The organism is Streptomyces sp. NPDC044064, assembly GCF_056434245.1.
The window spans coordinates 434,857-460,264 of record NZ_JBWKFN010000003.1; the positions used below are offsets into that span (position 1 = coordinate 434,857).

25 protein-coding genes are annotated in these 25,408 nt (G+C 72.3%); 20 read left to right on the plus strand and 5 right to left on the minus strand.

The window, feature by feature from the left end; all coding sequences use genetic code 11:
• The first annotated feature begins 30 nt into the window (after positions 1 to 30).
• The 5 genes from AC07DS_RS07430 to AC07DS_RS07450 all read left to right on the plus strand — a co-directional run bounded on the left by AC07DS_RS07430 (position 31) and on the right by AC07DS_RS07450 (position 5,244).
• Positions 31 to 888, plus strand: coding sequence for a TatD family hydrolase (locus AC07DS_RS07430; RefSeq protein ID WP_479143483.1), 858 nt, complete (start codon positions 31 to 33; stop codon positions 886 to 888).
• A gap of 9 nt (positions 889 to 897) precedes the next feature.
• Positions 898 to 2,055, plus strand: coding sequence for a metabolite traffic protein EboE (gene eboE / locus AC07DS_RS07435; protein WP_479143485.1), 1,158 nt, complete (start codon positions 898 to 900; stop codon positions 2,053 to 2,055).
• Positions 2,052 to 3,440, plus strand: a complete 1,389-nt coding sequence (locus tag AC07DS_RS07440; protein WP_479143486.1) for an alkaline phosphatase family protein — start codon at positions 2,052 to 2,054, stop codon at positions 3,438 to 3,440. The genes eboE and AC07DS_RS07440 overlap by 4 nt, the downstream gene beginning before the upstream one ends.
• A 30-nt stretch (positions 3,441 to 3,470) precedes the next feature.
• Entirely contained in the window at positions 3,471 to 4,295 is an 825-nt protein-coding gene (locus AC07DS_RS07445) for a 4'-phosphopantetheinyl transferase family protein (RefSeq protein ID WP_479143488.1), read from the plus strand.
• Positions 4,296 to 4,443: 148 nt separating this feature from the next.
• Positions 4,444 to 5,244 carry a hypothetical protein gene (locus AC07DS_RS07450; protein ID WP_479143489.1) on the plus strand — a complete coding sequence of 267 codons (801 nt, stop codon included), beginning with the start codon at positions 4,444 to 4,446 and terminating at the stop codon, positions 5,242 to 5,244.
• Here AC07DS_RS07450 and AC07DS_RS07455 read toward each other — a convergent pair.
• A complete protein-coding gene (locus AC07DS_RS07455) occupies positions 5,197 to 5,736 on the minus strand; it encodes an N-acetyltransferase family protein (RefSeq protein ID WP_479143491.1) in 540 nt (179 codons plus the stop codon). The two genes, AC07DS_RS07450 and AC07DS_RS07455, sit on opposite strands and share 48 nt — an antisense overlap.
• Positions 5,733 to 7,013 carry an XRE family transcriptional regulator gene (locus tag AC07DS_RS07460; protein ID WP_479143492.1) on the minus strand — a complete coding sequence of 427 codons (1,281 nt, stop codon included), beginning with the start codon at positions 7,011 to 7,013 and terminating at the stop codon, positions 5,733 to 5,735. The genes AC07DS_RS07455 and AC07DS_RS07460 overlap by 4 nt, the downstream gene beginning before the upstream one ends.
• 232 nt (positions 7,014 to 7,245) lie before the next feature.
• On the opposite strand from AC07DS_RS07460, the gene AC07DS_RS07465 reads away from it, so the two are divergent.
• From AC07DS_RS07465 to AC07DS_RS07500, 8 genes are all read left to right on the plus strand, one after another.
• A complete protein-coding gene (locus AC07DS_RS07465; protein ID WP_479143494.1) occupies positions 7,246 to 7,692 on the plus strand; it encodes an ATP-binding protein in 447 nt (148 codons plus the stop codon).
• Positions 7,693 to 7,973: 281 nt separating this feature from the next.
• Complete coding sequence (locus AC07DS_RS07470) at positions 7,974 to 8,990, plus strand: radical SAM protein (protein WP_479143496.1); 1,017 nt, start codon at positions 7,974 to 7,976, stop codon at positions 8,988 to 8,990.
• 56 nt (positions 8,991 to 9,046) lie between these two features.
• On the plus strand, positions 9,047 to 9,625 hold the full coding sequence (locus tag AC07DS_RS07475) for a dTMP kinase (protein ID WP_479143573.1): 579 nt from the start codon (positions 9,047 to 9,049) through the stop codon (positions 9,623 to 9,625).
• Positions 9,618 to 10,115 carry a hypothetical protein gene (locus AC07DS_RS07480; RefSeq protein ID WP_479143497.1) on the plus strand — a complete coding sequence of 166 codons (498 nt, stop codon included), beginning with the start codon at positions 9,618 to 9,620 and terminating at the stop codon, positions 10,113 to 10,115. The genes AC07DS_RS07475 and AC07DS_RS07480 overlap by 8 nt, the downstream gene beginning before the upstream one ends.
• A complete protein-coding gene (locus tag AC07DS_RS07485; RefSeq protein WP_479143498.1) occupies positions 10,112 to 10,906 on the plus strand; it encodes an STM4013/SEN3800 family hydrolase in 795 nt (264 codons plus the stop codon). Before AC07DS_RS07480 ends, AC07DS_RS07485 begins: the two co-directional genes overlap by 4 nt.
• 19 nt (positions 10,907 to 10,925) lie before the next feature.
• Positions 10,926 to 11,369, plus strand: a complete 444-nt coding sequence (locus tag AC07DS_RS07490; protein ID WP_479143499.1) for an NUDIX hydrolase — start codon at positions 10,926 to 10,928, stop codon at positions 11,367 to 11,369.
• 388 nt (positions 11,370 to 11,757) lie between these two features.
• Positions 11,758 to 12,537 (plus strand): ABC transporter ATP-binding protein, encoded by a 780-nt coding sequence (locus tag AC07DS_RS07495; RefSeq protein ID WP_479143500.1) that lies wholly within the window; start codon positions 11,758 to 11,760, stop codon positions 12,535 to 12,537.
• A complete protein-coding gene (locus tag AC07DS_RS07500) occupies positions 12,537 to 15,098 on the plus strand; it encodes an FtsX-like permease family protein (protein WP_479143502.1) in 2,562 nt (853 codons plus the stop codon). The genes AC07DS_RS07495 and AC07DS_RS07500 overlap by 1 nt, the downstream gene beginning before the upstream one ends.
• A 67-nt stretch (positions 15,099 to 15,165) precedes the next feature.
• On the opposite strand, the gene AC07DS_RS07505 is transcribed toward AC07DS_RS07500, so the two are convergent.
• Positions 15,166 to 16,122 (minus strand): TauD/TfdA family dioxygenase, encoded by a 957-nt coding sequence (locus AC07DS_RS07505; protein WP_385164642.1) that lies wholly within the window; start codon positions 16,120 to 16,122, stop codon positions 15,166 to 15,168.
• Between the two features lie 236 nt (positions 16,123 to 16,358).
• Between AC07DS_RS07505 and AC07DS_RS07510 the strand changes: the two genes are divergently transcribed.
• Both AC07DS_RS07510 and AC07DS_RS07515 read left to right on the plus strand, forming a co-directional pair.
• Positions 16,359 to 17,123 (plus strand): 4'-phosphopantetheinyl transferase family protein, encoded by a 765-nt coding sequence (locus AC07DS_RS07510; RefSeq protein WP_479143504.1) that lies wholly within the window; start codon positions 16,359 to 16,361, stop codon positions 17,121 to 17,123.
• 59 nt (positions 17,124 to 17,182) lie between these two features.
• On the plus strand, positions 17,183 to 17,671 hold the full coding sequence (locus tag AC07DS_RS07515; RefSeq protein WP_479143505.1) for a hypothetical protein: 489 nt from the start codon (positions 17,183 to 17,185) through the stop codon (positions 17,669 to 17,671).
• A gap of 559 nt (positions 17,672 to 18,230) precedes the next feature.
• Here AC07DS_RS07515 and AC07DS_RS07520 read toward each other — a convergent pair.
• Positions 18,231 to 19,961 (minus strand): AfsR/SARP family transcriptional regulator, encoded by a 1,731-nt coding sequence (locus tag AC07DS_RS07520; RefSeq protein ID WP_479143506.1) that lies wholly within the window; start codon positions 19,959 to 19,961, stop codon positions 18,231 to 18,233.
• 262 nt (positions 19,962 to 20,223) lie between these two features.
• Between AC07DS_RS07520 and AC07DS_RS07525 the strand changes: the two genes are divergently transcribed.
• Entirely contained in the window at positions 20,224 to 20,784 is a 561-nt protein-coding gene (locus AC07DS_RS07525) for a YbaK/EbsC family protein (RefSeq protein WP_479143508.1), read from the plus strand.
• Positions 20,785 to 20,797: 13 nt separating this feature from the next.
• On the opposite strand, the gene AC07DS_RS07530 is transcribed toward AC07DS_RS07525, so the two are convergent.
• Entirely contained in the window at positions 20,798 to 22,018 is a 1,221-nt protein-coding gene (locus AC07DS_RS07530) for a serpin family protein (protein ID WP_479143509.1), read from the minus strand.
• Between the two features lie 112 nt (positions 22,019 to 22,130).
• On the opposite strand from AC07DS_RS07530, the gene AC07DS_RS07535 reads away from it, so the two are divergent.
• The 4 genes from AC07DS_RS07535 to AC07DS_RS07550 all read left to right on the plus strand — a co-directional run bounded on the left by AC07DS_RS07535 (position 22,131) and on the right by AC07DS_RS07550 (position 25,352).
• On the plus strand, positions 22,131 to 23,354 hold the full coding sequence (locus AC07DS_RS07535; protein WP_479143510.1) for a DUF4190 domain-containing protein: 1,224 nt from the start codon (positions 22,131 to 22,133) through the stop codon (positions 23,352 to 23,354).
• Positions 23,355 to 23,533: 179 nt separating this feature from the next.
• Positions 23,534 to 24,286, plus strand: a complete 753-nt coding sequence (locus AC07DS_RS07540) for a GntR family transcriptional regulator (RefSeq protein WP_479143512.1) — start codon at positions 23,534 to 23,536, stop codon at positions 24,284 to 24,286.
• A 408-nt stretch (positions 24,287 to 24,694) separates the two neighbouring features.
• Complete coding sequence (locus AC07DS_RS07545; protein ID WP_145884426.1) at positions 24,695 to 24,886, plus strand: SPOR domain-containing protein; 192 nt, start codon at positions 24,695 to 24,697, stop codon at positions 24,884 to 24,886.
• Positions 24,887 to 24,935: 49 nt separating this feature from the next.
• On the plus strand, positions 24,936 to 25,352 hold the full coding sequence (locus AC07DS_RS07550) for a (deoxy)nucleoside triphosphate pyrophosphohydrolase (RefSeq protein WP_479143514.1): 417 nt from the start codon (positions 24,936 to 24,938) through the stop codon (positions 25,350 to 25,352).
• Positions 25,353 to 25,408: the final 56 nt, after the last annotated feature.

The following is a 25,408-nucleotide window of genomic DNA, read 5'->3' on the forward strand; positions in this document are numbered from 1 at the left end:
GAATCCACTCCCGAGCGGAAAGCCCCGGCCATGCGCATCTTCGATCCACACATCCACATGACGTCCCGCACGACGGACGACTACAAGGCGATGCACGCCGCGGGCGTCCGCGCCCTGGTCGAGCCGGCGTTCTGGCTCGGCCAGCCACGTACCTCCCCGGCCAGCTTCACCGACTACTTCGACTCCCTGCTCGGCTGGGAGCCCTACCGCGCCGCCCAGTTCGGCATCCGCCACCACTGCACCATCGGCCTCAACCCCAAGGAGGCGAACGACCCGCGCTGCACCCCCGTCCTCGACGAGCTGCCCCGCTACCTCGCCAAGGACGGTGTCGTGGCGGTCGGCGAGATCGGCTACGACACCGTCACCGAGGCCGAGGACCACGCCTTCGCCGCACAGCTCGCCCTCGCCGTGGAGTTCGGGCTGCCCGCCCTGGTCCACACCCCGCACCGCGACAAGGCAGGCGGCACCCTCCGCTCCCTGGACGTGATCCGCGAGTCCGGCATCGACCCGGCGCACGTGGTCCTGGACCACCTCAACGAGGTCACCGTCGACGAGGTGGCCGGCACCGGCTGCTGGATGGGCTTCTCCATCTACCCCGACACCAAGATGACCCCCGAGCGCATGGTCGCCGTCCTTCGGCGCCACGGCACCGAGCGCATGCTGGTCAACTCGGCGGCCGACTGGGGCCACAGCGACCCGCTGCTGACCCGGGCCACCGCCGAGGCCATGCTCGCCGCCGGGTTCGACGAGGACGACGTGGACCGCGTGCTGTGGCGCAACCCGGTCGCGTTCTACGGCCAGTCCGGCCGGCTCGACCTCGACGGCTACAACGACACCCAGGCCGCAGGCCTGTTCGCGGGCAACTCCATCGCCCGCGGCGGGAGCTGAGGAGCAGTCATGCGTGTGCGACACCCCGACGGCAGCACCGTCCATCTGGCGTACTGCACCAACGTGCACCCCGCCGAGACCCTCGACGGCATCATCGGCCAGCTGGCCGCCTACGCCGAACCGGTGCGGGTCGCGGCCGGAGCCGACCGGATCGGCGTCGGCCTGTGGCTGCCCGCCGAGACCGCGGGCCGGCTCGCCGCAGACCCGACGGCGGTGGCCCGGCTGCGCCGCGAGCTGACCGCGCGCGGCCTGGAGACGGTCACCCTCAACGGCTTCCCCTACCGCGGCTTCCACGCCCGGGTCGTGAAACGGGCCGTGTACTACCCGGACTGGTCGGAACCGGCCCGCCTGGAGTACACGCTGGACCTCGCGCGGGTGCTGGCCGGGCTGCTGCCGGAGGGGGCCCGCGGGTCCATCTCCACCCTGCCGCTGGCCTGGCGCACCGTGTGGACGTCGGCCCAGCGTGCCATGGCAGCCCGTCAGCTGGACGCGCTCGCCGAGGGGCTGAAGCAGATCGCCGCGGACACCGGCCGCACGGTCCGGGTCGGTATCGAGCCGGAGCCCGGCTGCGTCGTGGAACGCACCGAACAGGCCGTGGACGCGCTGGCCGGCACCGACTCCGAGTGGATCGGCGTGTGCCTGGACGCCTGCCACCTGGCGGTCGCCCACGAGGACCCGGCCGAGTCGCTGGCCCTGCTGCGCGAGGCCGGCATCCCGGTCGTCAAGCTCCAGGCGGCCACCGCGCTGGAGGTCGCCGACCCCGCCGACCCGGCCGTACGGGAGCTGCTCACCGACTTCGCCGAACCCCGCTTCCTGCACCAGACCCGGGAGCCGTCCGGCGGCGGCCGGCTGCTGGGCACGGACGACCTCGGCCCCGCGCTCTCCGGCGCGCTGCCCGGCAGCCGGCCCTGGCGCATCCATTACCACGTGCCCCTGCACGAGGACCCGCGTCCGCCGCTGGCCAGCACCCGGCCCGTGCTGCGCGAGACCCTGCGGGCACTGCTGGCGGGGGAGCGGGCGGTCACCGACCACATCGAGATCGAGACGTACACCTGGTCCGTGCTCCCCGACCGCGGCGACGAGAGCCTCGCCCACGGCCTGGCCGCCGAACTGACCTGGCTGCGGGATGAGTTGGCGGCCATCGGGCTGCGGCAGGAGACGTCATGAGCGGCGATCGTACGACGGCGCAGACGGTCGTGCTGTGCACGGTCGGCCTCACCCCGCGGCTGCTGGAGCACATGCCGCACGTGAAGGCGGTCGGCGAGCAGGGCTTCACCGCGCGCCTGGACACGGTGTTCCCGGCCGTCACGGCCACCGTGCAGGCCACCCTGACCACCGGGCTGCTGCCGCGCGAGCACGGGGCGGTGGCCAACGGCTGGTACCACCGCGACCACGGCGAGGTCATGATGTGGCGCCAGCACAACGCCCTGGTGCGGGGCGAGAAGGTGTGGCAGGCGGCCCGCCGCCGCGACCCGGACCACTCGACCGCCTACCTGTGCTGGTGGTGGGCGATGGGCGCCGACGTGGACACGATCCTCACGCCGCGCCCGGTCTACCACCACGACGGACGCAAGTCCCCCGACTGCTACACCGTGCCCGCCGGACTGCGCGACGAACTAACCGCCGCTCAGGGCGAGTTCCCGCTGTTCCAGTACTGGGGTCCGACGGCGTCGATCGCCTCCACCCGGTGGATCGCCGGCGCCGCCCGCTACGTCGTCGACCGCCGCCGCCCCGACCTGACCTTCGTCTACGTGCCGCACCTCGACTACGACCTGCAGCGCTACGGCCCCGACAGCCCGCAGGCGGTCCGCGCGGCTCGGGAGACGGACGCCGCGCTCGCGCCGCTGCTCGCGGACCTGCGCGACCGGGGCACGACGGTGGTGGCGCTCAGCGAGTACGGCATCACACCGGTGAGCCGGCCCGTCGACGTCAACCGCGCACTGCGCCGCGCGGGACTGCTGGAGGTCTACACCCAGCGCGGCATGGAGTACCTCGACCCGTACACCTCCCGGGCGTTCGCCGTCGCCGACCACCAGGCCGCGCACGTGTACGTCGCCGACCCCGTCGACATCCCGCGGGTGCGGGACGTCCTGAAGGCGGTGGACGGCGTCGACGAGATCTGGGACCGCACCGAGCAGGCGGCGTACGGCATCGACCATCCCGACGCCGGCGAACTGGTCCTCGTGTCGGAACCGGACGCCTGGTTCACGTACTACTACTGGCTCGACGACGACCGCGCACCCGACTTCGCGCGCGGCGTCGAGATCCACCGCAAGCCGGGCTACGACCCCGCCGAGCTGTTCTTCGACCCGTCGATCCCGGCGGTGAAGGCCAAGGCGGCGTGGACCGTGCTGCGCAAGAAGGCCGGGATGCGCGCACCGCTGACCGTGGTGCCGCTCGACCCCGGCCTGGTCAGGGGCAGCCATGGACGGCTGCCGTCGGAGGACCGGGACGGGCCGCTGCTGCTGTGCTCGGACCCGGCCCAGGAACGGGACCGCTACCACGCCACCGAGGTCAAGGAGCTGCTCCTGCGCCTCAACGGACTGGCCTGAGACCGGCCGTGACGAGAGAGAGGAGGACGGATGACCACGCGACCGGCCACGGCCGCCGCGCACATCGACCACGCGGCGGACGTCGGCGAGGTGTACGTACCCGAGACGGCACGCGCGGTGGTGGCGCGGCTGAGGGAGAGCGGAGCGGCCCACGTGTGGTGGTGGCCGCTCGGCGAGGCGACCGATCCGGCGGACTTCGTGCTGCTGGACGAGCAGGAACGGGCCCGCATGCGGCGCTTCCACGCGCCACGGGACGCGGCGGCGTTCACGACGACCCGCGCGGGGGCGCGGCGCGCGGTGGCCGGGCTGCTGGGCGTACCGGCCCACACCGTGCGCTTCGGCCGGCGCATCTGCCCGGGCTGCGGCGACGCGGACCACGGCCCGCCCGCCGTGGTCCGGCCCCCGGTCCCGCTGGCCGTCAGCCTCTCCCGCACCGACGGGTGCGGGGTGCTGGCGGTCCGGGCGGGCGACTGGGTGGGCGTGGACGTGGAGGCCTACCGCCCGATGGAGTCGGAGGCCCTGGCCCAGCTCGTCCTGACCCCGGACGAGACCGACCGGATCCTCTCGCTCCCCGAGGGCCCCGGCCGTACGTCCCTGTTCCACCGTGCCTGGACCCGTAAGGAGGCGGTGGTGAAGGCGGTGGGCCTCGGTCTGCTGGGCATGCCCCTGAACACCCTGGACGTGGCTCCGGGGCAGGAAGGCCCGCTGACGGTGACCCACATCCACGAGGGCCGGACGACCACCTGGCACGTGGAGGACCTGGACCTGAACGGCCCGTGGTCGGCGTCCCTGGCCCGTCCCTCGACGTCGGCCACCCCGCTGGGCCCGGTCCACCTCCACCCCCCGGCCGTCTGACGGCCCTCTCCAGACCTCGGAGCCGATCCCCCCTCGGCGACCGAGAGACGCGGTTCCCGGCCCCCGGCCCTCCCCGGCGGAGGCCGGGAACCGCCCCGTTTCCGGCCCCGCACAGCACTCCACAGCCCTCCACAGCCAGGGAGCACACATGAGCCGACCCACGTACGGAACCGTGGCGACCCCCGAGGCCGAAGCCCCCGCCCCCGTCACGGGTGAGACAGCCGCCGTCGAGACCTCGCCCGTCGTGCCCGCGGTGCGGACCGGGCCGCCGCACACCCCGCCGCCCCGGCCCGCCGCCGTGACCGCCGGGCTCGCCCTGGCCGGGGCCGTGCTCGTGGGCGGCGGGCTGGCGGGCGGCGCGCTGCGGGGGTTCCTCGACCGGATGGCCGGCGTCGTGGCGCTGGTCGCGCTGTCGCTGGCGGTGATGCTGGGACTGGCGACCGCGCTGCGCGGTGTGCTGCCGCCCCGCCCGCGGACCGTGGTCCAGCACCTGCACCGGGCCTTCGGCGTGCTCGGCGTCGGATTCCTGCTGCTGCACATCGGAGTGAAGGTGGCCGGCGGCCGGGTCGCCGCGACGGCCGCGGCGCTCGGCTGGGGCAGCGGTGACGCGCTGGTCGGTCTCGGCACCCTGGCCTGCTATCTGTTCCTCCTCGCCGTGGCCACCGGCGTCTGGCGCGGCGTCTTCGCCACCCGCCGCTGGATCCGCCCGTTCCGCATCCTGCACGGCGCGTCCTACGCCGGCTGGCTGACCGCGGTGATCCACGGCCTCACCGCGGGCCGCGCCCCAGCCGCATGGGTCGTCACCGCCTACGCCCTCTGCCTAACGGCAACCGCCGCAACCCTCGCCATCCGCCACTTCCGAAATCACTCCGAGGGGGCGAGCCGTCACGGTCGCAGCCGGTCAGCGGGTGGCGCGGATCATCACTGTGAGGACCGGCGAGGCCGGTGACGGCTGGCTCTGTCCGATGTCCTCGTACCCCCATGACCGGTAGAGCGCATGGACCTTCCCGTCACCAGCGGCCGGGTTGACCATGAGTGTCACGTACGGCTCGTCGCGCGTGGCGAGGAGGGCGTCATGGATACGGCGAGCGGTTCCCGTGCCGCGCCACGCGGGGCGTACGCCGATCTCCTTCAGGGCCATGGCCGGATGCTCGGTGTACTCATCCTTCGGTTCCGGAGTGGTGCGCTGCCAGTACCGGTCCCCGTGCTCGATGGTGTTGCCGTAGGCGTAGCCGATCGGATGCCCGTCCGTGTACGCGAGGACGGCTGTGAAACCGGGTTCCCCGCTGTGCCGGTCCAGGCGTTCACCGAACGCGGTGACGGCGTAGTTCGGCAGGTGGAGCAGCGGGGCGCGCACGTCGGCGTACACGTCGATCAGGTCACCGCGAACGGCGTCGAGCGCGGTGAACGTGCGGAGTTCGATGGCGGGTGCCGAGGTCATGCGGGAGTCCTCCAGGCGGCGGCGCGCTCGGTCCAGGTCTGCACGGTGGAGCTGCCCGGCGCGGTGACGCGCAGCGCAGCCCCGAACTCTTGCAGCATGCGGGACACTCGGGCGTGTTGGGTAGCGGCGTCGGCGGGGACCTTCATCGCGGTGGCCGTGGCGGCGTCGGCGTCACCCTGCGCGAGCTGGGCGTGCGCGAGCCGGGTCGTGGTGATGGCCTGGGACCGGACCATGTGGGGCCGCAGGGCGGACAGACAGCGATGAGCGTGGCACTCGGCCGTCTGGTAGTCACCCAGCGACAGGTACGCCGACAGGGCCAAGGAGTCCAGCTCGGCCTGGTCGTAGAACGCGAGCATCCACACCGGCCGGTAGGCGTCGGGGGCGGCGCGCAGCATGGCGTCTTGCGCCTGGTCGAACGCGCGGCGGGTGCCAGTGCGGTCCTGCGCTGCGCCGTGGATGGCCGCCTGCCGGGCCAGACCGAGGGACGCGAACATGGGGTCTCGGCGCGTGATGTGCAGGTTGCGGGCGACGTCGTTCGCGGCGAACGCATCGGCGGGGCGGCCCATGTGCCGGTACATGGTCCCCGCGTGGCTCCAGATGCGGAATTTGATCGCCTGGTCACCGGACATCTCGGCGAGGGCTTGGGCCTCGCGCATGTGCTCCTTCGCGTCGTCGTAGCGGCGGCCGTCGATGGCGGCCCACATCGCCGAGGAGCGGAACGCGGCGGCGGAGGCGTAGAGGTTGCTGCGTACGCGCTGGCTGGCGTTGCCGGCGCTCTGGAGATTCAGTGCCTCGTCGGCGAGTGCAGCGGCCCGCTGCTCGATGTCGAGCTGTCCGCCGTGGCGGTGATCGCTGACGATGATCTCGGCGAATCGGTGCTGTAGGCGGTCGACGTCGCTCATGCCGATAGGGCGGGGTGCTGCGGTCCCGGGGGCGGCTGCTGCGACGGCGGCAGCGGCGATGCCGCCGACGAGGGTACGGCGCTTCATGGCGGGGTCCTCCTGCGGTGCGGCTGGGGTGGACGGAGTCCTGCCCCGTGGCACGAACCCTAAGGCGGTCGCGGGTAGGCCGGTGACGTCCTCAAGGGCCCGGCGGGTTGCGGATTTGGGCCATCGGACCCGGCCCGCTTTCCAAGCCCGGACCGATGATCCGTCCAGGCCGCCCATCCGCCCGGTAAGCCGCTCAACAGCCATGTTCACGGCGTCAGCCAGGCTGTTGGAGCTGTATCCGTGCTCGCTCATCCACGCCTCAAGAGTCGTATTGCGCGTGGTGTTCATGCACGCACCGTAGCCTCACAACCTCCCTCCGTCATGTAAGCGGGAGTTCAAATCACCCTAGGGCGTTCTTTTGGATGCCCGCCGGAACGCCCTAACTGGTCTGCAACGACTCGGAGTTGTCTGGTCAGTAGTCGCTCGCCTCAGGTTGCGGGCGGCTGTTGACGGCCCGGCCCGCGCCTGATCCCGCCAATGGGGGCAAGCCGGGCGCCGCGACAACGACGAAGGCTCCCCCATGACGAGTCTCAGTACGCCAGTTCAGGTCGGTTCCATCGGCCACCCCGTCTACAGCCAGACGTTCGCGTGCAAGCCGGAGACGGCCGAGATAGGCCGCAAGCTCGTCCGTGACGTACTCGCTGTATGGCACCTCGGTGAACTCACCGACCCCGCCGCGCTGATCATCTCGGAGCTGATCGCGAACGCCGCCAGGCACACCTCATGCCACTCGATCCGCCTGGTTGTCGGGCGGCCGAGCACGACACGGGTACGCATCGGGGTCGTGGACCGGGCGCCTTCGCGCCTGCCAGTACTCGGCCCGGCCGATGATGACGACGAGTCAGGCCGTGGCCTGGCCCTGGTCGATGCCGTCGCCGACCGCTGGGGCTACGACCTGCGCGGCACCGGCAGGCGCCCATGGGACAAAGAGGTCTGGGCCGAACTCCTCACAAAGGGTGTCCAGTGACCAGCCCGCCCACGGCGGGCCCGTCGCTGCCGGACGTCGCCCGCCTGCACCCGCGCCAGCAGATGGCAACGGACTGCGCCTTGTGCAACGCCCGCTTGGGCGCCTCCGGCCGCATCCTCGGCGACGTACGCCATCGCGGGTTGCTGTTCCGTCTGTGGGCCTGCGCCCCAGCCTGCACGCCCTACTCCAGGGGCCCGCAGTTACCCGCCTCCACACTGCCGCCCTCTCGGGGCTGACCAACACACCAGAACCCGACGCACGCTCTGCGAAAGGAGCAGGCCTTGACCGTTCCGCTCCCGAAAACCCACGTGGATTGGACCGCGCTGCGGAACTTCTCCGCGCTGCGCGGACAGCTCAGGGTCTCACTGACCCCCGTCTGCAACCTGAAGTGCTGGTTCTGCCACAACGAGGGTGACGTCCCGCCCCCGTTCACTCACCTGCACCGGGACGCCAAGCCCCGCGCCCGTGAACTCACTGCCGACGATTACGTGAACGTCCTGCGCGAGCTGATCGGCGCCGGCCTGAAGCGGGTGTACTTCACCGGCGGTGAGCCGCTGGTGTCGAAGTTGGCGCAACCGGTCCTCACCCAGCTCCCCGTCCACGGCCCGGATGTGTCCTACACGCTGATCACGAACGGCATGCTGGTGCGCACGCATCAGGACTGGCTCGCCACGACCGGCCTGGACAAGGTGAAGGTCTCCCTGCACTACTTCTCCGACGAGTCCTTCCGGGCCATCGCCCAGACCCGCTCCAGCGTCGCGACCGTCCTGGACGGCATCGAGGTTGCCCGCGAGATGTTCGAGCGGGTCGAGCTGAACACGCTCATCCAGCGCGAGAACGAGCACGAGCTGCGAGACATCCTCGTCTTCGCCCTCGACCGCAGGCTGCCGGTGCAGTTCATCGAACTCGTCGACACCGACTTCAACGCCGACCGGAAGTCCTCGGCCATCGGAGCCCGGGGCATCATCGATCACCTGCGCACCCTGACCGGCGAGGAGGAGGTAGAGGTCTCCGGCACGGGCCAGGGAAGGCGGATCTTCCGCATCGACGGCATCGAGATCGACGTCATCCAACGCGAACTGGGCCGCCACCACGTCGGCCAGTGCGGCACCTGCCCGGTGAAGGCCAAATGCGTGGAGGGTTTCTGGGCCCTGCGCATGGACCACGCCGGCGGAATCCAGCCCTGCCTTCTGCGGGAGGACTTGCGCATGGACATCCGGCGACTGCTGGGTGATCCGGAACAGATCCCCGCGGCCCTGGCCCGGCATGTCGCCGCCTTCACCGAGGGCACCCTGTGAGCCCCCTGAACGCCCCGTACACGCCCGGGACAGATGACGTACGCCAGGGGCCGTTCGTGGTACTGGAAGGCGTCTCAGGGGTCGGGAAGTCCACGCTCAGCCGCCTGTTGGCCAAGAGGCTCGGAGGCACGGCGATCCACACCCTCACCGATCCGCACACCGGCTGGTCCGACGTGATCAACCGGGAGCTTCGGCCGCTGCCGCAGTTCGCCTTCTACCTCTCCGGCCTCCTGCACGCCTCCGACGTCGTACGGCAGGCCCTCAGCGTGGGGCCGGTGGTCGCGGACCGGTACGCCTCTTCGGTCGTGGCCTGCCACGCCGCCGTCAACCGCAGCGGCCTGGACCAGGTGCGAGAACTGATCATCCCATTCCGGTCCTACCTCGTGGCACCGGACGCCACCTTCTACCTGGTCAGCTCCGATCACACCTTGAAGGAGCGGATGGGCACCAAGGCGGACGTGAAGCAGGACGACACCGACCTGTTCGACGTCCCTGGCCGCCTTGCCCGGCTGCGGGAGAACTTCCAGGCCGTCGCTGACGAGGACCCCACCGCAGTCGTGCTCCCCACCGACAGCCGCAGCCCCCGCGACCTGGCCGACACCATCATCAAGCACTTGGAGGACGGGCGTGCTTAACCCGATCGACGCCGACGCTGTCATCCGTGACGGCCGCATCTCCGGCGCGTTCCCGGGCGAGATCCACGAGGGCGTGGCCTGGTGGGTCGGCTCCTGCTTCGTCGTGCTCAGCCAGGCCGGACAGATGGCCGTGGCCCACGACGGTCACCCCACCACGGCCGAGTTCCACCAGAGGTTCTGCCTCGGGGCCATCAATGCCCAGCACTTCGGCTGCCAGGTCTCCAGCCTGGGCAAGGCCGACGAAGCCCAGCTCCTACACGCAATGAAGGAACTCGGGGGCGTCCCCGGCACCCTGCTGACCACGGCCGACGGCGGCGGGCTGCAGACCGTCACGATCCGCCTCTACGACGCGGACGGCCAGCTGGTCACCAAGGACACCGGTTTGGCCAGGCTGCGGGAGATGATCGCCTCCGACCGGATTCCCATCCCTGTGAATGACAAGTCCAAGGGCAGCATCACCGAACGTCGCGACCTGGTGGAGGCGCTGTGATCGACGCGGCCGAGGTCATCCGAAGCGAGACCAGCATCCTGTTCGTCACCCTGGACTCCCTGCGCTACGACGTCGCCCGCGCGGCCCTGCACGCCGGTCAGACCCCGAACCTGGCCAAGATCCTGCCGGGCGGGGTGTGGGAGGAACGCCGTACCCCCGGTACCTTCACCCTCCCCGCGCACATCGCATTCTTTTCCGGCTTCCTGCCCAAGCTCCCGCAGCCCGTGCAGCCGCCGCGGCTGTGGGAGTGCCGCCCGCCCACATTCAAGACCGTCGATGCGGGCACGTTCGTCTTCGACGCACCGAACCTCCTTGCCGGTCTCGCGCAGTACGGTTACCGCACTGTGTGCATTGGCGGCGTGACGTACTTCTCGCGGGAGACCCCGCTCGGGTCGGTGCTGCCCGACATGTTCTACGAGGACCACTGGCGGCCCGAGTTCTGCTCCCCGGAGCCCGACTCCACGCGTCACCAGGTTGACCACGCCCTCACCGTCGCGAGCAAGTACGGGGACCGACCGCTGTTCCTGTTCGTCAACGTCTCCGCCACCCACGTCCCCCACGGCCACTACATTGGCGACAGCGGCGACTCCTGGCACTCCCAGGCCGCCGCGCTCGCCTACGCCGACGAACACCTCGGCCGCCTGGTCAACGGGCTGACCGGCAAGAAAAGATGGCTGATCATCATGTGTGCCGACCACGGCGACGCCTTTGGCGAGGACGGCTACCACGGCCGTGGTATCGCTCACCCGACCGTGCTGAACGTGCCGTTCGCGGCTCTGCTGTCAAAGTAGGCGGCTACGCTCCCGGGCCATGACCGCAGCAACCGAGCGGGGGGCGCGGAGCGACGCCTCCGTCGTCGTGGCCCGAGACGTAGACGGCAAGGTCGCCGTCCTGACCGCCGAGTTCCCCCGGCATGGCGGCGAGTACCTGTTCCTGCCCGGAGGGCGCCGGGAGGAGGGCGAGACACCGGAAGAGTGCGCGTGGCGCGAGCTGCGCGAGGAAGCCGGTGTCACCGCTGAGTCCTGGCGCCCGCTCGGCTCGTACGCCATCACCCTCGACTCCGTCGCCCGCATCCATCTCTTCCTGGCCGAAGGTCTCACCTGCGGCCCGCAGCAACTCACTCCCAGCGAAGCAGACTTCAAGCTCATGTGGTGGCCGATGGCCGATGCGATCCAGGCCGCCACTGACGGACGCTTCCTGCTCCAGGGTGGCCCGCTGGCACTACTGCTGGCCCGGCAGGTCACCGCAGCCTGACAGGAAGGCGTATGCCTGGGCGGGGAACCGGCCACGGACGAATGAGACACCGGCGCCCGTGAGGGCACCGCAGAGCATGGCAGCGGCCGGTCGGCTCCCTCAGGGACCGGCGGTCGGACCGATCGCATCTGTCGGCGCCCACAGGGAAAGTCGCACCGACCGGCATGTAAGCCCGTCAGGCCCCGCAGGGAAGTCGCCCGGTCGGGGTGCATCCCTCAACCGCCACGAGGACAGACTGCGGCCGAGAAATGTCCGTCAACTCCCAGGCAAATCCGCGATCATAGCCCCGATATAGATCCCCCGGACACGTTCGTCCCGATGCCCCTTCGCAGCCGGCGGAGGTCAGCTGGCGACCCCCACGACGATGGATGGAGAGGACTGGTCACGCATGAGGACCGAGAGGACCAACACACAGCCGCGCAGCGGCACGGGAGCCCGGAGCCACGCCCTGCGTCTGGAGGAGGTCACCAAGGTCTACGGCCGCGGCGGCCGGGGTGTCCGGGCCCTCGACGGTGTCTCCGTGGACATCGCCCGTGGCTCCTTCACCGCCGTCATGGGGCCCTCCGGCTCCGGCAAGTCGACCTTCCTGCACTGCGCGGCCGGTCTGGACAAGCCGACCTCCGGCCGGGCCTTCATCGGCGACACCGAGCTGGGCGCCATGAACGAGACCCAGCTCACCAAGCTCCGCCGCGAACGCATCGGCTTCGTCTTCCAGGCGTTCAACCTGGTACCCGCCCTGTCCGTCCGGCAGAACGTGGAGCTCCCGCTCCGCCTGGCCGGCTCCCGGCTGGACGGCCAGTGGCTGGAGGACATCCTGCTGCGCGTCGGCCTCGGCGGCCGCGCGGCCCACCGCCCGTCCGAACTCTCCGGCGGCCAGCAGCAGCGCGTGGCGATCGCCCGCGCCCTGATCACCCGCCCCGACGTCATCTTCGGCGACGAGCCCACCGGCGCCCTCGACACCGTCACCGCCAAGGAGATCCTCTCGCTGCTGCGCAACTGCGTGGACGAGACCGGCCAGACCGTCGTCATGGTCACCCACGACCCGGTCGCCGCCTCCTACGCGGACACCGTCCTGTTCCTGGCCGACGGCCGCATCGCCGACCGCATGCACGCCCCGACCGCCGAGCGCGTCGCCGACCGTATGACGCACCTGGGAGCGTGGGCCTGATGCTGCGCTACGCCTTCCAGACCCTCAAGGCCCGCAAGGGCGGCTTCATCGGCGCGTTCCTCGCGCTGATGTGCGCCGCCGCCCTGGTCACCGCGTGCGGCATCCTCCTGGAGACCGGCCTGCGCGGCACCATCGGCACCGAGCGGTACGCCGCCGCGCCGGTCATCGTCGGCGGCGACCAGAACGTCCACCAGACCACCGTCAAGCACAAGAAGGGCAAGACCAAGGTCAAGCACAAGGCCAAGCCGCTCGGCGAGCGCGTGTGGCTGTCCGCCGGCACGGTCGACAAGCTGCGCTCCGTGCCCGGCGCCCGGTCCGTGGTGCCCGAAGTCACCTTTCCCGCCTACGCGGTGAGCCCCAAGGGACAGGTCGTCCCCGGCGTCGACGGCAAGCCCTCCTACGGGCATGCCTGGACCTCCGCCGCCCTCACCCCGTTCAAGCTCGTCGCCGGCCGCGCCCCCAGCGCCGCCGGTGATGTCGTCGTGGACCGCGAACTCGCCTCCCGCACCGGACTCAAGCCCGGTGCGAAGCTCACCGTGCAGGCCACCGACGCCCCGCACAGTTACACCGTGAGCGGCATCGCGGCCCCGGCCGACGGCGACCTCAAGCAGCAGACCTCGCTGTTCTTCTCCGCCGACGAGGCGCGGCGGCTGTCCGGCCGGGACGGACAGGTGGCCGCGATCGGCGTGCTGCCCAAGCCGGGCGTGTCCACCGGCGAACTCGCCGACCAGGTCCGCAAGGCGCTCTCCGGCACCACCGCCCAGGTGGCCACCGGCGGCGACCGCGGCCCGGTCGAGTTCCTGGACGCGGCCAAGGCGCGGGTGAAGCTGGTCTCCATGGGCGGCGCCATCGGCGGCACCTCGCTGCTCGTGGCGATCCTCGTGGTCGTGGGCACCTTCGCCCTGTCGATCCAGCAGCGCTACCGGGAACTCGCGCTGCTGCGCGCCATCGCCGCCACGCCCAAGCAGGTGCGGCAGCTGATCGGCCGGGAGGCGCTGATCGTCGGCCTGCTCGCGGGTCTCACCGGCTCGCTGCTGGGCCTGCCCATCGCCTACTGGCTGCACCGGAAGTTCGTCGACTTCAAGGCGATCCCGGACACCCTGCAGGTGACCTTCAGCGTCTTCCCGTTCTTCGCCGCCGTCGGCGCCGCCCTGCTGGGCGCCTGGGCCGCGGCCCGGATCTCCGCCCGCCGCACCGCCCGGATCCGCCCCGCCGAGGCGCTCGCCGAGTCCGCGGTCGAGCGGGCCGGGTTCGCCTGGGGCCGGACGCTGGCCGGGATCCTCACGCTGGCCGGCGGGATCGTGCTGCTCGTGGTGCTCAGCGTGCTGGACACCGAGCCCGCGTCCACGCCGGTGACGTTCCTGTCGGTCGTGGTCCTCGCGGTCGCGGTGTCGCTGCTCGGCCCGCTCATCGCCCGGGTCGCCGTCGCCCTGCTCGGTGTCCCGCTGCGCGCCTCGCGCGTGGCCGGCCACCTCGCCACCGCCAATGTCCGCGCCAACACCAAGCGGATGGCCTCCGCGATCACCCCGCTGGCGCTGCTGATCGGCATGGCCTGCACGGTGTTCTTCGTGCAGACCACGATGGGCGACGCCGCCACCGCCCAGGCCCGTGAGGGCAACAAGGCGGACTGGGTGGTGGCCTCCGCCGGCCCCGGCGTACCGGAGCAGGCGACCGAGGCGCTGCGGCAGACCCCCGGCGTCACGGCCGTCACCGAGGTCGTACGCAGCTCCGTGCGGATCGGCCTGGACAAGTACCCGGCGCAGGGCCTCTCCACCCAGGGGCTGCGTGAGACCTGGGACCCGGACGTGCAGAAGGGCACGCTGAACGGCTTTGGCGACGGCAGTGTCGCGATGAGCGAGGTCGCAGCCGACCACCTCGGCAAGAAGCCCGGCGACACCCTGAAGGTGACCCTCGGCGACGGCACCGTCGTCAACCTGAGGGTCGCCGCCGTCTACTCCCGCGGCCTCGGCTTCGGTGACCTCACCATGAGCCACGCGCTGGTCTCCCGGCACGTCGACAACCCGCTCGCCTCCTCCGTCCTGGTCCGCACCAGCGGTGACGGCAAGGCGGGACGCGAGCAGCTGCAGAAGGCCGTCGGGCAGTTCCCCGGCATCGGGGTGCTCGACCGCGCCCAGGTCGAGGACCTGCAGGCCGAGGTGCAGCAGAACAACGCCGAGGTCAACTACGTCGCCATGGGCCTGATCATCGCGTTCACGGCGATCGCCGTCGTCAACACGCTCGCCATGTCGGTCTCCGACCGGCTCCGCGAGTTCGCGCTGCTGCGCCTGGTCGGCACCACCCGCCGCCAGGTCATGGGCATGCTGCGCATCGAGGCCGGCATCGTCGTCCTCGTCGCGGCCGCGCTCGGCACCGGCATCGCCTACGCCGTGCTCACCGCGTTCAGCATCGGCATGACCGGCTCGGCGGCGCCCTCGGTGGCACCGGGGACCTATCTCGCCGTCCTCGGCTTCGGCGGACTGCTGGCCCTGCTGGCCACCGTGGTGCCGGGCCGGCTGGCGCTGACCGGACGTCCCGCGGACGTCATCGGCTCCCGGCAGTGACCGGTGACCATGCCTGAAGGGCCGGCCCCTCGTGGGGGCCGGCCCTTCAACCGGTCTGCGGCGGAACTCAGTTGAGGACGGCGCCGCCGCCCAGCCGGTCCACCCGGCTGCGCCGGTTGTCCAGGTGGGCGTACACCCGCTCCAGCCAGCGGTCCTCGCCGTCGTAGCTCGGGGTGAAGGAGGTACGGCCGTGCACCGCGACCCGGTTGTCCACCACGGCCAGGTCACCGACGCGCAGCCGGTGCGCCGCCATGGTCCGGACGAACGCCTCCCGCAGCTCGGCCATCGCCGCCTTCGCCCGCTCGTCCAGCGGGTGCGTGGCGGCGAAGTCCACCAGGACGTTGGGGTCGTCCAGGTCGCCCTGCAGCACCGGGTGCGCCGGGCGGACCCCGTCCAGCGCACCGAAGGACGGCGGCGGCTCGGTCAGGAACCGCGGCTCGGCCAGCACCCGCCGGGTCGCCTCGGACAGCAGCGGCAGCGCACGGCGGATGGACGAGGTGCACAGCTTGGCGTCGCCGGTCGGGTCCTCACGCATGCACAACAGGCCGACATAGTCGGGACGGTTGTCGTGGAAGGCGTTCTCGACATGCAGTTCCAGCAGCACGGAACCGGCGTTGCTCTGGGATTCCTCCTTTCCGGGAACCGGCACCACGTTCTGCACCAGGGCACCGCTCTTCTCGTTCCGGAAGGCGATGACCTCGCCCAGTTGCAGCATGACCGAGACGATGACGGCGGCGGCCGTGGTGGGAACACGCTCGACGGAATTCGGCACGCCCGGCGTCGGCGGCAGCGGATCGCCCGCGGTCACCGGCAGGTTGCGCAGCAGGAGCACCCCGTCCGCGCCCGGGTCGTGCCGGAACGCGCGCAGGGTGCCGAGAAGTTGCCGGGGCAGCAGCGAGGTCGCCTCGCGGGCCGCGCCCAGCCAGTCGGGGGAGTCGATGAGTGGTTGCTCCGGACCGGTCAGCCGGCCGGCCAGTGTGATCAGGCCGGTTTTCTCCGCCGCGGTGAGTTCGCGTGCGGCCACCGTGCTCTCCACGGCCGGAGCCAGAATCTCTGTCTGCGTCACAGCGTCTTCCTCTGGTCGACGGCATTGCTCGGAAAAGCTTCCGGGCAGCGCCTATCGCGGCCCTATGGAAAAGGGCCGTAAACGCTGTATAGGGCGGAAATAGCGGACGGTCGGAACCTGGCCCCGGATAAGTCCGCCAAAAAGTCCGGACGTTGTGTGTCCGACGTCTCTGAAGAAACGCGGGAGTGGTGCTGATGCGTCAAGGAGGCGAGGAAAGGGTCTATCCCGAGGTGGACCGGCTCATCGCCCGGGGTGAGGCTCATGTGTGGTGGTGGCGCTCGCCCGGCCGGGTCGACCCGGACGATCTGCGGCTGCTGGCCACGGCGGAGTTCCGGCGTGCGCTCGGCATGCTGTCCGAGCGGGACGCGGCCGAGTTCGTGCACACCCGGGCCGGTGCCCGGCGCGCGCTCGGTCAGCTCCTCGGCACCGCCGCCGCCGATGTCGACCTGGGCCGCCGGCGCTGCCCGGGCTGCGGCTCGGACGGCCATGGGCCGCCGCAGGTGCTGCACCCGGCCGTGCCGCTCGCGATCAGCCTGAGCCGGACCGCCGGCTGGGGAGTCTTCGCGGTCGGCGCGGGCACCGCCATCGGCGTCGACGCAGAGGCGCTGCGGCCGGTGCGGGAGGCACTGCTGTCCGACACCGTGCTCACCGCGGCCGAGCGCGGCCACCTGCGGGACGTCCCGGAGGGTACGGCCCGGCAGCGGGCGTTCCACCGGGTGTGGACCCGCAAGGAGGCCGTCGTCAAGGCGGTCGGCGTGGGTCTGGCCGGCACCGAACTGGGCCGCCTGGAAACCCTGCCGGAGCGGACCGGACCGGTCCGCGTCACCCACGACGCCGACGGCAGTGCCACCGCCTGGACCGTCGAGGACCTGCGGCTCTCCGACCGCCTCGCGGTCGCCCTGGCCCGCCCCGCGGGACCGGCGGCCCGGGGACCGGTGCACCTGCACCCGCCCGTCTGAGCGCGCCCCCGGCGGCGTTCTCGCGTCAACTCACCGACCAGGAAAGGAAGCAGCCCACCATGACCGTACAGACCGTCGCCGCCCCCGTCGCGGCACCCCTGCTCACGTCCGGTGACCTGATCGCCTACTTCGACACCCTCACCGAGGCCGTCGACCGCATCGACCCCGGCCCCTCCGCCCCGGGCGGCTGGGAGGCCCGCGAACGGCTCCGGATGGGAACCTGGGTCCGCCAGGCCTACGAACACCCCCTGTCGTCGCGGGTGTTCGCGCACCCCGACGCCGCTGTCGCCCGTGGTGTGCGCGACGCGATGGCGGCCGCGCTCGGCCTGCGCCTCGAGGTCTGCGGCAACGGCATCCGCCCGGCCCGCCCCACCGTGGACGTCCGCGCGACCGCCGCCGTCGCCGCGGTCTGGGCCGTCACCGCCCAGGCCATGGCCCAGTTCCCCCGCCCACCGCGTGAACGCGTCGTGTCCGACGCCTGGGCGGTGGCCCAGGAAATCATCGCCCCGGCCCGCCAGGGCTACGTCCGCGCCCGCGGCTCCTGGTGACCCGCCCGGCCCGGCCTCCGCAAGCCCTGACAGACACGCCCGAAGCCCAGAAGCAGCCACCGCCGAACGGGAGGCCCGCCCCGGCAGGACCTCCGCACGTCCTGGCACGCCCGGCCGGCGCCCCGGATCAGTCCCCGGCTCCGCCGCGTGCCGTTCAGCGGCCCGCGCACAGGGCTGTTGGGCTCCGTCCGTCGGGCTCGCCGCCGATCGGGATGTCCGCACCGGCAAGGCTTCCGTACGTCCTGGCACGCCCGGCCGGCGCCCCGGAGCAGTCGCCGTCACGGCCGAGCAGCGTGCCGGCTCCGCCGCGTGCCGTTCAGCGGCCCGGGCGCAGGGCTGTTGGGCTCCGTCCGTCGGGCTCGCCGCCGATCGGGATGTCCGCACCGGCGGAGCCTCCGTACGTCCTGGCACGGACAGCCGGCGCCCCGAAGCAGTCACCGTCACCGCCGAACGGCGTGCCGGCTTCGGTGCGTGCCGTTCAGCGGCCCGGGCACAGGGCCCGTGGGCCCCGTGCGTCCAGGTCGCTGGTGAGCGGGATGTCCGCACCGGCACGCCTCCCTCACCGGCCCGCGCGGACGGTCGGCCGGTCCGAGAGGCCGAGGGTGGCGGCGAGCAGGCGTACCAGTTCGTGGCAGTGGTACAGCGGACGGCCCTGGTCGTCCAGGCCGGACAGGTCCAGCAGGGCGGTGTCGACGAGGGCCTCCAGCGCGTTCTCCGCCGCGTCCTCCGTCAGGCCGAGCCGGTCCGCCGCCCACTGGGCGCAGAACGGCTCGCCGCCCAGCCCGGGATCCGCGAGACCGGCCAGGACGTCGTGCACCGCGGGCGGCAGCGGCTCGACGGAGGAGCGCAGGACCCGGCTCAGATCCAGGTCGCCGAAGGAGAGTTCGGCGAGCCGCACGGCGGGGTCGGCGAGCCGGGCCGCGAGCCGCCCCGCGGTCCAGTGCGGGCGGGCGGCGAGGCGGGCGCCGGCGATGGACAGCGCGAGCGGCAGCCCGCCGCAGTACGCCACCAGGTCGTCGGCCGCGTCCGGGTCGTCGTCCAGCCGCTGCCGGCCCGCCCGGGCGGCGAGCAGCTCCAGCGAGGCCTCGTCGTCCAGCAGCGACAGGGCCAGCGTGTCCCCGCCGGCCACCCGCGCCAGCCGGCTCCGGCTGGTGATCAGGACCGCCGAGTCACCGGCCGGCAGCAGCGGCGCGAGCTGCCGGTCGCCGCTGACGTTGTCGAGCACCAGCAGCAGCCGCCGTTCGGCCGTGCGCGCCCGGTACAGCCGCACCAGCTCGTCCAGATCGCCGGCCGGCAGCGCGTGGTCGCTCTCGCCGAGCGCACGCAGCAGCTGGGCGAGGACCGCGCGCGGGGCCCGCGGTGCGCCGTCGAGACCGCACAGCTCGGCGAAGAGCAGCCCGTCGGGGAAGAGCCCGCCGCTCTCGGCCGCCGCCCGCACCGCGAGCGCCGTCTTGCCGAGGCCGGCCATACCGGTCACCAGGATGCGCCGCGGCGCGCCGCCGCCCTGGCCGAGACGCCCCCGCAGCGCCTCGAGTTCGCGCTCCCGGCCGACGAGTTCGCCGTCCGTGGCGGGCAGCATCGACGGCACGGGCCGCGTGGCCGGCTGCCGGTCGCCGCGCTGCGGCCCCAGCCCCAACTCGCCGCCCAGCACCGCCTGGTACGTGGAGCCCAGCGCCTCGCCGGGGTCGATGCCGAGCTGTTCGGCCAGCACCTGGCGGCCCTCGTAGTAGGTGTGCAGCGCGTCGGCCTGCCGGCCGCAGCGGTACAGCGCGGTCATCAGCTGCGCCCGCAGCCGCTCCCGCACCGGGAACTCGGCGACCAGAGCGGTCAGTTCGGCCATCACCTGCTCGTGCCGACCCAGCTCCAGGTCCGCCTCGAGGCGGGACTCCAGGGCGAGCATCCGCTCCTCCTCGAGCGGCGCCAGCTCGGCGTCCAGCATGTGCTCGGTGACGTTCGCCAGCGCGGCCCCCCGCCACTGCCCGAGCGCCTCGCGCAGCAGGTCGGCGGCCTCCTCGAAGCGCCGTTCCGCCAGCGCCCGCCGCCCGTCCCGCTCCCGCCTGCGGAACTCCACGAGGTCCACGACGGCACCAGGGGCGCGCAGCACGTACCCGGGGGGCCGCCGGACGATCTCGACCTCCTCGCCGAGCTGCTTGCGCAGCCGCGACATGTACGTGTAGATCTGCGCGCTCGCCGTCGCCGGCGGTTCCCACCCCCACAGCAGCGCGCTCAGGCGGCTGTCGGACACCACCCGTTCCTGCGCGAGCAGCATCGTCGCCAGCACCGTGTGCATCTTCGAACCGGAGAGAGCAACCCGCTCACCCCCTCGCCACGCCTCCACTGGCCCAAGGACCCGGAACTCCATGGGACACCACCCCCTTCTGGTGCGGCCAGCCATCTCTACGGTTCCCGAAGTTAGAGAGGGGCGTTATTGGCGGGTTATCGCCGGGGGGCCGGCCGCACGGGGAACGCCGTGGTGAGGGTGCGCAGCGGAGAAATATAGGCAGGCCCGGCACGGTGAGAGCGCCGCCCGTTCTTCACAGAGAGGCCTCACCGTGCCCCGCGACCTCGATCTGTTGCCCCCGGACACCTCCCACCGTCTGCTCTCGCTGCTGGACGACGCCCGCGTCGCGTACCGCCTGATACCGCACGCACCGGAGGGCCGTACGGACCTCGCGTCCGAGCTGCGCGGCCATCCGCTGGGCCAGGCCGCCAAGTGCCTGGTGGTGCGGGTGAGCACCGGCCGCCGCAGCCGCCGCTACGTCCTGGCCGTCGTACCCGGCGACCGCCGTCTGGACATGACCCGGGTGCGCGAGCTGTACGACGGCACGGACGCCGCCTTCGCCGCACGCGAGGTGGCCGAAAGACTGTCGGGCTGTGTGAGCGGCTGCGTCGTGCCGTTCACGTTCCACCCGGACCTGGAACTGGTCGTCGACACCGCCCTGCTGGACAACGACTGGATCTACTTCAACGCGGCCCGCCTCGACCTGTCGATCGCCCTGCCGGTGCCCGCGTACGTCACCCTGGCCCGCCCGCGCACGGCCCCGCTGACCACCCCGCCGCTGGCGGGCGTCCTCGGTCCCGCCGTGGACGCCCCGCGGGAACAGCGCTCCTAGGGCCTGTCCGGCCCTAGCGGCCCATGGCCGGATACGGCGCCGGATCCGTCACCCAGCCGGCCATCAGTACCAGCCGGGACTCGCGGTCGACCGCGAGGAAACCGAAGGGGCGGTCGAAGGCCACCCGCACGACCGTCGTCTCGTAGCGGTACTGCGGGACGCCGGCGCCGTATCTCGGCATGACCGCCGTCACCGCCGCCGCCCGGAAGCCGAGCGCGCCGAACCGGGCGAGGGCGGACTGGCGGGCGTCCTGGACCGCGAGGGGCATGACGCTGACGCCCGGGAAGTGACCCTGCCCGGCGTCCTGGGCCGTGGTGAGCCCGAACAGGGCGTGCAGCGCCAGCAGATCGTGGTCGGCGCGCACCTCGTACGCCACCGTCCGCACGTCCAGCGTGATCGGCTCCGGCGCGAGCGCGGGCTGCTGTTCCACGTGCAGGCCGGGGCCGACATGCCCGAGCGGCAGCTGCCCGCCACCGGTGACCGCGAGCGTGCGGTCCACGACCCCGACCCCGGCCGTGAGCACCTGGGCCGGTGTCATCCGCTCCTCACCGAGCACCAGATGGACGTCGACGCCGTTGTCGCCGGGCACCGTCAGCGCGGTCACGAAGCCGTCCGGCGTGCTCGTCACGCCGACCCGGTCCGGCCGCACGCTCCTGCGGTGCAGCCCGAGCAGCGAACGGCCCTGCCAGGGACCGGATTCCGGGCGCAGCATCGTCTCGGTGAACGGCTGCCGCCAGTCCGTGCGCAGCGTGAGCGCACTGGCCAGCACCATCCGTGCTTCCCGGGTCAGTGTCACCGGCATGCGCTCGACCAGCCCGCCGGTCCGCTCGGCCGCCCAGGCGTCCAGCCGCTCCTGCGCGGTGACGAGGTCCTCCCCGAACACCCCGTACGTCCCGGCCGGCAGCCCGGCCCGCCACTCCTCGCGCAGCTGCAGCATCTCGTGCGTCCACAGGCCGAGCGCCGCGTCCAGGCCGGACACCGACTGCAGCCCGGCCAGCAACTCCCGTGCGGCGGCGGCCGCCCGGTCGGCGGGCACGCCGAGCGCCCCGGCCAGTTCGGCCCGTGCGGCGCCCGTCGCGCCGTCCGCCAGGAAGGCCAGCAGGGGCCAGACCCCGGCCGCCGAGAAAGCGGTACCCCCCGGTGCCGCTGCCGCCGCCCACCGCGCGGTGAGCCCGTTCACCGCGCCCACGGTGGTGTTCCCCGCCCGGCTGTCCACCCGGGTTTCCACCCTCATTCCGCCCCCACTCGTGCCCCGCTTACCATGCGCCAAGTCGCACGTCGGTCCAGTCGTCGGCCCCAGGGCCCGTCTGACCGTTCCCACCGCCCGACCCAGGAGCACGGTACCGGTGTCCATACCCCCGCCCCCCGGCCCCCACCAGCCCCAAGGGCCGTATCAGCCACCCCAGCAGCACCCGCAGGGGCCGTACGGGCCGCCGGCGTACCCGCAGCAGCAGGGCCCGCAGAGCCCCTACGGGCCGTACCAGCCCTGGGCGCAGGGCTACAGCCCCTACAACCAGCCGGCGCCCGTCAACGGACTCGCCATCACCTCGCTCGTGTTCGGTGTGCTGTGCTGTCTGCCGGGTGTGGGGCTGCTGCTCGGGCTGATCGCGCTGCGGCAGATCGGCCGGCGGGGCGAGCGCGGCAAGGGGCTGGCGATCGCCGGCTCGGTGCTGTCCGGGCTCGGGCTCGCGCTGTGGGTGCTGATGCTCGCCACGGGCGGTGCGTCCTCCTTCTGGGAGGGCGTCAAGGAGGGCGCACGCCACGGCGCGAGCAGCTCGCTGGTCAAGGGCGAGTGCTTCGACGCGCCCGGCGGAAGCCTCGGCGGTGAGACCTACGACGTCGACAGGGTCTCCTGCTCCGGCGAGCACGACGGCGAGGTGTTCGCCTCCTTCCTGCTGAAGGACGGGGACTACCCCGGCGACGACTCGGTCGGCGGCACCGCCGACAAGCGCTGCTACGGCCTCCAGGACGCCTACGCGATGGACGGCTGGGCCGTGCCCGACGACGTCGACGTCTACTACCTGACGCCCACCGAGGACAGTTGGTCCGCCGGGGACCGGGAGGTCACCTGTGTGTTCGGCAGTGCGACCGAGGGCGGGAACCTCACCGGCTCGCTGCGCAACGACGAGACCGTCCTGGACCCCGATCAGGTCGCCTATCTGAAGGCGGCTCACGTCCTCAACGCGGCCCTCGCCACCGCCCCCGACACGGAGTACGTCGAGGACGACCTGCCGGGGCACAAGCAGTGGGCGGGCCGGGTGTCGGCCGCGCTGGCCGAACAGGCCCGGATGCTGCGCGGGAACGAGTGGTCCGCCGGCACCGTGGGGAAGATCACGGCCCTGGCGCGCGACCTGGACAAGGCCCGGGCGGAGTGGGCGAAGGCCGCCGGGGCGAAGGACCTGGACGCCTTCTACCGGCACTACGACGCCGGGCTCGGGCTGCTCGACCCGAAGAAGGCGGTCCCCGCGCGGGGGGCCCTGGGCCTGGAGACCACTCCGCCCGCCGACGAGAAGGGTGACGGCGGCTCGGACGGCTCGGGGAGCGGGAGCGGGGGCGCGGTGGCGGTGTGATCGCGCCGGGGCGTGATCACAGAGAGGTGTGACCGCGGCTATAGCGGGGAGAAAGTGCCTGGGTAAAGCCCTCCCCGGCCACATGTCATCACATCGAGTGATTCTCTGGCCTTTGCTTGCATGGCACAACCCACGGTTGCCAGGCTGTTGCTGTCTGTACAACCTGATGGGAGCGGCCAGTGACTTTCGGTGAGCAGCCGGCGTATCTGCGTGTCGCGGGTGATCTCCGCAAGAAGATCGCCGACGGTTCGCTGCCGCCCCACACCCGGCTCCCCTCCCAGGCCCGCATCCGCGAGGAGTACGGCGTCTCGGACACGGTCGCGCTGGAGGCCCGCAAGGTGCTGATGGCCGAGGGCCTGGTCGAGGGCCGCTCCGGCTCCGGGACGTATGTGCGTGAGCGCCCGGTGCCCCGGCGCGTGGCCCGCTCGGGTTTCCGGCCGCCCTCCGGCGCCACGCCCTTCCGGCAGGAGCAGGCCGACGCCACGGTGCGTGGCACCTGGGAGTCCAGCAGCCAGCAGGCCGAGGCCGGGGCCGTCATCGCCGAGCGGCTCGGCCTCAAGCCCGGCGAGCGGGTCATGCGCACCAGGTACCTGTTCCGGGACGCGGGGGAGCCGATGATGCTCTCCACCTCCTGGGAGCCCCTCGCCGTCACCGGCCGCACGCCCGTGATGCTGCCCGAGGAGGGCCCGCTCGGCGGCATGGGTGTCGTCGAGCGCATGCGGGCCATCGACGTCATCGTGGACAACGTCACCGAGGAGGTCGGTGCCCGCCCCGGCCTCGCCGAGGAACTGCACGTGCTCGGTGGTGTCCCCGGGCATGTGGTCCTCGTCGTCCAGCGCACCTACTACGCCTCCGGCCGCCCCGTGGAGACCGCCGACGTCGTGATCCCCGCCGACCGCTACCGGGTCGCGTACCACCTGCCGGTGAAGTAGCGCACACCTCCGCACGCTCCCGACGTGGGTGTCCCCGCCCGGCGATCCGGCCCCCGGCCCCCGCGGCCCACTGCAATTCGGCCGTTTTCCCAGGTGATCCAGGGTCCGCCCGATATGCCCCCGACGCACGACAGAGGTGGGTAGGACGGCGCGTTCGCCACCGTGCGCCCCCTACGTTCTGGCTGGTTGCGTACCTCTTTGTGAAAAGGCGTATTCGCTCCGTGAAGGTAGGGCGTACGCTCGGGCATATGCGGATTGCGGTTTCCTTAGGCGGGGTGCGGCGGGGACCCGGAACGGGACGGGGGTCCCCCCGCAGTGGGGGTCCCTCCCGTGCGAGCGAATTCGAGCGTGGGGGAGCAGCCGGGACCGGGGGAGGGCGGGGCGGTGCGAGAAGGAACGGTGGGGGCGATGAATGAGGGCACGGTCTCCCTGCCCTGGATCGTCATAAGGCAGGACGACAACGGCAATCGCTACCGCGTGGGACGGTACGCGACCCGGGCCGAGGCCCAGAAGATCGCCGACAGTCTCGACGACCGTGGCCACAAGCAGCTCTACTGGGTCGAACGCATCGGCCAGAACGGCGACGGCGCCCACAACTGACCTCTGCGCGCTCAACTGACCACTGACGCGCTCCCGTAGGCTCCGCCCCATGACCGAACGGATCGTGGTGGTGGGAGCCGCCCTGCTCGACGCCGGCCGGCTGCTGGCAGCGCGGCGCAGCGCGCCTCCCGAGCTGGCCGGACGCTGGGAGCTGCCCGGCGGCAAGGTCGAGTCCGGTGAGCGGCCCGAGGACGCCCTGGTGCGCGAACTGCGCGAGGAACTCGGCATCGACACCGAGGCGGTCGAGCGCGTACCGGGGGAGTGGCCCCTGCGTTCCCCGTACGTCCTCCAGGTGTGGACCGCGCGTCTGCGCCCCGGCTCCGCCGGCCCTCGCGCCCTCCAGGACCACGACGACGTGCGCTGGCTGACTCCGGACGAGATCTGGGACGTGAACTGGCTCGACCAGGACGTCCCTGCGATCGGGGAAGTGGCCGCCCGCTTGAGTCCGCGGCGAAGCCCCCGATGAAAGGGGCGCGGGGCCGCATCAATCTGCGGCTCCGCCGCGGGGCGTGACAAGCCGCG